The following is a 7,912-nucleotide window of genomic DNA, read 5'->3' on the forward strand; positions in this document are numbered from 1 at the left end:
GACGACCTCAACAGTTTTTACGACCCGAAGATCAAGCAGGCCAGCATTCGCGACCTGCAGGCACTGGCCAAACCGTTCACGTTCGTTCAGGGGGACATCACCGATCGCCCGTGCCTTGACGAACTGCTCGGCGGCGTCAAATTCGACCAGATCATCCACCTTGCCGCCCGCGCCGGGGTCCGGCCCAGTCTGGAGCAACCCGCGCTTTACCAGCGCGTCAATGTCGAAGGCACGGTGAACCTGCTCGAAGCCGCGCGGCTCAACGGCGTGAAGAAAATCACCCTCGCGTCGTCCTCCTCGGTTTACGGCGTGAACTCGAAAGTGCCTTTCTCGGAAAACGACCCGATCTTTTCCGCCATCTCGCCCTATGCCGCCAGCAAACTCGCCTGTGAGGCGCTCGGTCACGTTTATCATCACGTTTACGGGCTGGACGTCGCCCTGTTGCGATTCTTTACCGTGTACGGCCCGCGCCAGCGACCCGACCTCGCCATCCACAAATTCGCCCGCCTGATGGCCGCCGGAAAACCGATCCCCGTGTTCGGCGACGGCTCGGCCGCGCGCGATTACACCTACGTGACCGACACCGTGGACGGCGTGCTCGCCTGCACGCAGCAGGAGTTCGGTTACGAAATCTTCAACCTGGGCGAGTCGCAGACCGTCACGCTGAGCCGCCTCGTCGAACTGCTGGAAAAGCATCTCGACAGGAAGGCAGTGATTGACCGACAGCCGCCGCAGCCGGGCGACGTGCCGATCACCTTCGCCGACATTTCCAAGGCGGAGAAAAAGCTCGGCTACCATCCGAAGATAAAAATCGAGGAGGGCATTCCGCTGTTTGCGGAGTGGTTTTTGCAGAGCGTGAAAAAGCAGGACTCACCGGATCGCGCATAACAACCCAAAGATTACCAAACATGAAAACAATTTCCTTCTTTGCAGCCTTGTTCATCCTCTCAGTTCCTGTGTTTGCGGCCGGCACGGGCGAGCGTCACGTCGAACCGGTGGGTGGCTTTTCTTACTGTCCGCCCAAAGACTGGGCCGTGAAAGAGGTGCCCGGCATGAAATACAAGATCGCCTTTGGCCCGGCAGCGGGCGGATTCGCGTCGAATATCAACGTCGTGGACGAATCCTTCTCCGGGCCTCTGTCGGATTACGTCAAAGCCAATGTTCAGGTCCTGACGAAAATGTTCAAGGGTTTGAAAAATCTTGGCCAGACGGATTTCAAGACCGATTCCGGACTGAATGGGGTCAGACTGATCATTCAGTCTGAACAGCAGGCCCATCTGCTCCGGCAGACGCTCTTCTTCTTTGACGGCAAAGGTGGCAGGAAGCTGGTGGTCACGTGTTCAACTCTCGCCAAAGGCGGCGCCAGGCTGGACGACACGTTCACGGCCAGCATGAAGACGTTTATTCTCGAAAAATAGTTTGCTTCAGCGGGATTCATTTTTCCCCCGTGTATTGCGGTCGTTTCGCTGCTCGCAGAGCGCAGCGCTTTCCTGCTCAAGGCCGCAGCCGCGTCCGATAGAAGCGATGATCAACAGGAGGCGACGGATCGAGAAACACGAACGGTCGTGGCCCGAATTTGTTTGTGAGTGCATCCGACCAATTCGCCAGGTCCGGGGAGGTCTGGATGACAAAGGTGAGGTTTTCCGGTCCGCTCACCTGGAATTGAGTCTGGCCGTTGGTCTGCACGGGCGTGGTCATCGTCATCGGACCGCCCATCGTCGTCAGCGCCCGATAGAAGTTTCGAGCGGGTCGCGGCGCGGTCGCGTCAAAAAAATCCTGCGGTAGGCCCGCAAAGTTGAAGATGCCGATGGAACTCCAGTTGGTCAAATCGAGGGACGATTGCATGACACAGGTCCAGCCGGACGGCCCGGTGAGCGGGATGCGGGTCCGGCCATCGGCGAGCGGCACCGGCGCCTGCAACCGCGCGGCCAGCACGTCCTGCGCGATAACGCGCGCGGCAAAATTCGCCCTGATGCCGCCGCCGAGCTGGAAGAGGCCCCAGTTCGTTCCCGTGTGCATCCAGAAATCGTTGTAGCTGAAACCCACCGAGGGCGGATCGTAGGCCAGGAGCCCGGCCTGATTTGTGCCAAGGCCGCCGAATTGAATCGTGAACGTGAAGACGTCCGGCACCGTGACGCTAAAGTCATGCAAAACAACCGAGTTGTAGCCCGGCGCCACCGGAAATGGATCGCTCTGATACAACAATGTGCCGGGCGCGGGCGCGCTGCCGGGACCATCGTTCGCATAAAACCGGATGATGGCGGAGGTGCCGTTGGTCGAAGGCACGTCGCTGAAATACTCCGTGCCGAACTGAATGACATTGCGTCCGGTACCGGCGAGGTGCAGTTCGTCGCCATACTCCGCGGTCGAGGGGAAATACGTTGGCTGGCTGTTGGTGGACCCGATGTCCTGGTAGACAAGTTCGGCCTGGCCGGCCCATACGCAACAGCCTCCGAAAACCGCCGCGGCAATCCGAAATGTCTTTCGTCCGGTCATCTGGCGGGCGAACGATACGAAGCCCGGAGGACGCGAGGCCAGTTCTTTCGCGCTGGCGGCAACGTCCATGCTCGACACTCCTGCGGGCCCGAATTAAGGTCGCGGCGCGTCTGGTGCCCGGAAATGACCTCCGTCAAGAAACTTCTTTGCGAGTTGATCGCGCTGCCCAGCGTGAATCCCGCGTTTCTGCCGGCGGGCGACCCGCGCGCGGGCGAACAACGCGTTGCGGATTTTCTGGCCGCCACCGCGGCGCGCGCCGGGCTGGAGGTGGAGTTTCAGGAAGTGTTCCCCGGCCGCTCCAACGTGCTGGCCCGCCTCGCGCCCGCCGGAAGGACCCGTCAACGGGTTGTCCTCGCGCCACACCTGGACACTGTGGGCGGCGAATCGCCGGAACTTTTCCAACCGCGCGAAAAGGGCGGACGGCTCCACGGCCGCGGCGCCTGTGACACGAAGGGCAGCGTTGCCGCCATGCTGGCGGCGTTGACCGGGCTCACAAGCTCGCCGCAACGGCCGAAACAAACCGAGATCGTCTTCGCCGGCCTCGCAGATGAGGAGAACGGGCAGGGCGGCTCGCGCGCGCTGGTCGCGAAAGGCCTCCGGGCCGATCTCGCCATCGTTGGCGAACCGACGCGGTTGCACGTGGTGACGGCGCACAAGGGCGATTTGTGGCTCCAACTGGAAACGCGCGGCAAAGCGGCGCACGGTTCGCGGCCCGAGCTGGGCCGGAACGCGGTGCATGAAATGGCCCGCATCGTTGATTTGCTGGAGACCACCTACGCCGCGGCGTTGCGCAGGCGCGAACATCCGCTGCTCGGTCACCCGACGGTCAGCGTCGGCGCGATCGCCGGCGGCTCGCAGCCGAATATTGTTCCGGACCGGTGCCGCATCAGCATCGACCGGCGCACGGTGCCGCGGGAAACAGAGTCCGGCGTGCGGCGCGAGATTCAGGCGCTGCTCAAAAAACACCGGCTCAACGCCAGGCTCCTTAACATCCGCAACGCGCCGTGTCCGGCCCTGGAAACGGACCCGAAACGGCCGCTGGTGCAGCAGTTCCTCGAGAGCGCCCGTCAGACGCGGCCCGCCGGCGTTGACTACTTCTGCGACGCGGCGGTGCTGGCCGGCGGCGGCGTTCCAGCCGTGGTCTTCGGCCCCGGCGACATTGCGCAGGCGCACACGGCGGACGAATGGATTTCGCTGAGCGAACTGGACGCGGCCGCCGCCCTGCTGTTTTCCTTCCTTCAGTCACTGCCATGAGCGAAACGCTGCCGTCGGTGACCGTTGTCATTCCCGCGCGGCCCGGCCAGATCGAGGTCAAAGCCGTCGCGGCCAGCCGGCAGCTTGATTATCCGGGCGACCGTCTGGAAATCATTCTGGCCCGGGGCGGCCACCCTTCAATCCAGCGAAACGTTGCGATTCGAGAGGCGCGCGGCGAGTTGATTTATTTTCTCGACGATGACTCAGTGCCGCATCCGGGGAATCTGCGCCGCGCCGCGGCGCATTTCCGCCGGCCCGAGGTGCAGATGGCCGGCGGCCCGGCGCTCTGCCCTCCGGAATCGCCGGTCCTGGAAAAACTTTTTGCGATGGTGATGGGCAGCCGGCTCGCGTTTTTCTCCAGTCGCGCCCGGTATCAGGCGGTGGGCCGGCTCCGCGAAACCGGTGAAAAGGAACTCATTCTCTGCAATCTGCTGGCGCGCCGCCTGACGCTGGTGGAAGCGGGTGGTTTCGACGAGGCGCTCTATCCGAACGAAGAAAACGCCCTGATGGATGATGTGCAGCGGCGGGGCGGACGGCTGCTGTATGATCCGGAGTTGATCGCGCACCGGCGCCCCCGCCAGAGCCTGGGAGCCTTCGTGAAAATGTTGATGACCTACGGTCGGGGCCGCGCGGAACAGTTCCGTCTGCATCCCACATTTGGCTCGGCGCCGAACTTCGTTCCCCCGCTGTTTTGCGTTTATGTGGCGCTGACACCCCTGCTGCCCGCGTGGTGCCAGTGGCCGTGGGCGGTCTATGGTCTGGCGTTGGTCGGGCAGGCGGCCGTGTTGAAGGGCGGATCGTTCGTGTTCAAGATTTGCGCGCTCCCGCTGATCTTCGCGAGCCATCTGTTTTACGGCCTCGGATTCTGGCGCGGCCTTTTCACGGGTTTGCGCCAACCCGGGAGACAGGGGTCCGGTTCGGTGATTCTGGAGCGGGTGAAGGAGATGTGACCGCGATGGAATCCAAAACCACGTTTTTCCGGCAGAGCGGGTGGCTGGTCATCGCGACGGCCTCCGGAGGATTTTTCATGATGGCCACGCAGATCGCCGCCAATAGCTGGATGAATCCGGAGGAGTACAGCATCTGGTTCGCATTGCTGCGCATTTTTCTGTTGATGAGCATCCCGTCGGTCGGTCTCCAGATCATCTTCGCCCAGCAAACGGCCGCGGCGATCAGCGACGCGCAGCACCGCCAGCTCACGCGCACCCTGCGCGCCACCGGGCAGGCGACGTTTGTCATCTGGCTGATCATGGCGGCCGTGGCCTTTGCCGGACAGCGGCACTGGATCGCGCTGCTCAAGATCTCGAACCCCGCCGCGCTCTGGGTCACGGTCATGATCGGCCTCGCGTCGCTCTGGTCTCCCATTGTCAAGGGCGCGCTCCAGGGGCAGCAGAATTTTCTCGGGCTGGGCTGGGTCCTGATTGTTGACGGAGTGGGCCGGTTCGCGGCGATTGCGGTGATCCTGTGGCTGGGCGGGCAGGCGGCCGGTGGCATGACGGGCGCGCTGTTCGGCCAGGGGATTTCGGTGTTGATCGGCGCGTGGTTGATCCGCCGACTGCTGGCGGGCCCCGGCGATCCAATGGAGTGGAAACCCTGGCTGCGCCGCGCGGCGCCGCTGACCGTGGGATTCGGAAGCGTCCAGTTCATGAGCAACGCGGATGTGGTGTTCGTGCAGGGCGTGTTTTCAAAAGAGCAGACGCCGTTTTACATGCCGGCGGCGATGATTGGTCTCGCGCTCATCACGTTCGCCGGGCCGCTGGCGGCGGTGATGTTTCCAAAAATAGTCCGCAGCGCGGCGCTCACTCAGGACACGCGCGCGTTGCGGCAGGCGCTCACCGCCACGGCGCTCATCGGCGGTCTGGCCGCGCTGGCCTGTACCGTCGCGCCCTGGCTGCCGGTGCGGGTCATTTTTTTCAAGAAACCCGAATACTGGGCGGCGACGCCGCTGGTTCCCTGGTTCGCGTGGTGCCTCCTGCCGTTGATCCTGTCAAATGTGCTCGTCTCAAACCTCCTCGCACGCGAGCGGTTTGCCGTCGCGCCCTGGGCGCTGCTCATCGCCACGGGTTACGGCGCCGCCCTCGCGATGTTGAAGCCCCACCTGTTGGAGATGGAAGTGATGACCGCGTTTCGCACGGTCATCCAGACGCTGGGAGTTTTCAGCCTGCTCCTGCTCGCCGTGTCCGCCGGGTTCACCTGGCGCGAGAAGGGCCGGGCCGCGGCACGGGGGCTTTGAGTTTCTGGTAAAGCCAGGTTTCCAGGGGCCGCAATGGACGCAGCCAGCGATAGAGCGGCGTGTAAATCAAACGCAATCGCACGACCGATAGAAACATCACCAGCGACGAACGCAGGAGCGATTGCGTCACCTTCGAACCGGTCTTGTCCGTCCATTCCGTCGGCACCTCGAGGACCCGGAACCCTTCCCGTTTCAATGAGTAAAGCAGGTTCACGTCGAACGCGAGGTCGGCGATGCGCAGGGTCGAGTGAATTTTCTCCACCGCCGCCCGCCGCATCACCTTGGCCGGGCACTGGGTATCCGCGAAGTTCATCTTCCGCAGGAACAGCACGCGCACGATGGCGTGGAACGCGCGGCTGAAAAAACGGCGGAGCCAGGGCTGGCTTTGATGCAGGACGGCGCCCGGCAGCCAGCGCGAACCGATGACGCAGTCGGCCTGCGCGGTGAGATGCACCAGTTCGAGGAATGCCTTGGGGCCGGTCGCGCCATCGGCATCCACGTAACCGATCAGGTCGGCGTTGGGCGCGAGTTTGAGGCCCTCGATGAGCGCGCCGCCCTTGCCGATGGGCGCGGGAAAATTCAACGCCTGGATTTCGGGAAAGTCCTTCGCCGTGTGATTCACCACGCCGATCGTATTGTCCCTGCAGCCGTTGAGCACGACCACGAGCTGGAATCTGCCGCGATGATGCTGGCGAAAAAATTGCGCATATTCGCGGAGCGTCGGCTCAATCCGCTGCTCCTCGTTGTAGGCAGGGATCAGGAGCAGCAGGCTGGGCGCGGTGTGAGTCACACGGTTTGCTTACAAAGGCAGTGGGCAAAAGGCAAAAGGAAAAGCAAGCCCGCCCCCGGCCAGCAAGCCGCGAGCGAGCGCAGGATTTCGCGGCGTCGTGGCATCGCCGTCTGCGCGCCCGGACGTGTGACCGAAATGGCCGCAGCCGCGATGGCGAAACGAACCGCCTCCTCCACGGTTTTCCCTTCGGTCATGGCGGCCGCAAATGCACCGGAAAAACAATCGCCCGCGCCGACGGTGTCAACGGCCCGGACACGGGGCGCAGAATACCAGCGTGCGCCGACGGCGCTGCGCCAGCAAACGCCCCGGGCACCGCACGTCGCCAGAACGTGCTTCACGCCCAGATTGTGCAATCGTTGCGTTGCCGCTTCGACAGCGGATTTGCCCTTCACCGGAAGGCCGGTCAACGCCCCCAGCTCGCCTTCGTTCGGGGTGAGAAAGGTGATCTGGCGAAGCAGGGTCGCGGGAACGCGCCGGGCTGGCGCCGGATTCAGCAGGACGGGAACGTTATGAAGGACCGCCAGCTTGAGGGCGTGGCGAACGGTCGCGAGGGGAATTTCCAATTGCACCACGAGACAGCGCGCGGAATCGATGAATGACGCGGCCGCATCAATGTGCTTTGGCAAGAGCTCGTCGTTGGAACCGCGGGCGACGCCGATCAGATTTTCGCCGCGCGCGTCCACCATGATCAGCGCCACGCCGCTGGGCGAGTCTTCGCTGCGGACAACGTAGCGCGTGTCAATTCCCTCGCGGCGCAATCCCCGCAGGATCGCCTTGCCGAAATTGTCCGGCCCGAGACTGCCGATAAACGCAACGCGCGCGCCGGCGCGGGCCGCCGCGACGGCCTGATTGGCGCCCTTGCCGCCTGCCACAATTTGAAACTGTCGCCCCGTGACGGTTTCACCGGGAGAAGGGAGTTTCGGCACGCGAACGACCAGATCGGTGTTCGCACTGCCGATGACGACGACGTGCGGCTTCATGGACGGTGGCAGCCGGCGTCAGGAGAACCTGAACAAGTTCGCAGACCGAATGACGGCGGCGCATCCGGCGTCCGGCATCGTTTTTCGCCCTTCGTCATCTGGTTTTTGGAATTGTTGAAAACACCCCGCCGCGCCTCCGGCGGATGCCCGCCCGGCCGG

8 protein-coding genes are annotated in these 7,912 nt (G+C 63.4%); 5 read left to right on the plus strand and 3 right to left on the minus strand.

The window, feature by feature from the left end; genetic code table 11:
- The coding region (locus VN887_19610; protein HXT42224.1) for a GDP-mannose 4,6-dehydratase at positions 1-888 on the plus strand (888 nt) is incomplete at its 5' end.
- 20 nt (positions 889-908) lie between these two features.
- Entirely contained in the window at positions 909-1,418 is a 510-nt protein-coding gene (locus VN887_19615) for a hypothetical protein (protein HXT42225.1), read from the plus strand.
- Between the two features lie 76 nt (positions 1,419-1,494).
- Here VN887_19615 and VN887_19620 read toward each other — a convergent pair whose 3' ends face one another.
- On the minus strand, positions 1,495-2,565 hold the full coding sequence (locus tag VN887_19620; GenBank protein HXT42226.1) for a hypothetical protein: 1,071 nt from the start codon (positions 2,563-2,565) through the stop codon (positions 1,495-1,497).
- Positions 2,566-2,619: 54 nt separating this feature from the next.
- Between VN887_19620 and VN887_19625 the strand changes: the two genes are divergently transcribed.
- Genes VN887_19625 through VN887_19635 form a run of 3 tightly spaced genes read left to right on the plus strand, consistent with a single transcriptional unit; the run spans position 2,620 to position 5,983 of the window.
- Complete coding sequence (locus VN887_19625; protein ID HXT42227.1) at positions 2,620-3,750, plus strand: M20 family metallopeptidase; 1,131 nt, start codon at positions 2,620-2,622, stop codon at positions 3,748-3,750.
- Positions 3,747-4,700: a glycosyltransferase gene (locus tag VN887_19630; GenBank protein HXT42228.1), complete on the plus strand. Its 954-nt coding sequence runs from the start codon at positions 3,747-3,749 to the stop codon at positions 4,698-4,700. The genes VN887_19625 and VN887_19630 overlap by 4 nt, the downstream gene beginning before the upstream one ends.
- A 5-nt stretch (positions 4,701-4,705) precedes the next feature.
- On the plus strand, positions 4,706-5,983 hold the full coding sequence (locus tag VN887_19635; GenBank protein ID HXT42229.1) for a hypothetical protein: 1,278 nt from the start codon (positions 4,706-4,708) through the stop codon (positions 5,981-5,983).
- Here VN887_19635 and VN887_19640 read toward each other — a convergent pair.
- Together VN887_19640 and rbsK are read right to left on the minus strand one after the other, a co-directional pair.
- Positions 5,940-6,773, minus strand: coding sequence for a glycosyltransferase (locus tag VN887_19640; protein HXT42230.1), 834 nt, complete (start codon positions 6,771-6,773; stop codon positions 5,940-5,942). The two genes, VN887_19635 and VN887_19640, sit on opposite strands and share 44 nt — an antisense overlap.
- Positions 6,770-7,753: a ribokinase gene (gene rbsK / locus VN887_19645; protein HXT42231.1), complete on the minus strand. Its 984-nt coding sequence runs from the start codon at positions 7,751-7,753 to the stop codon at positions 6,770-6,772. The genes VN887_19640 and rbsK overlap by 4 nt, the downstream gene beginning before the upstream one ends.
- Positions 7,754-7,912 lie beyond the last annotated feature (159 nt).

It is taken from the genome of Candidatus Angelobacter sp. (assembly GCA_035607015.1).
Taxonomy (GTDB): Bacteria; Verrucomicrobiota; Verrucomicrobiia; order Limisphaerales; family AV2; genus AV2.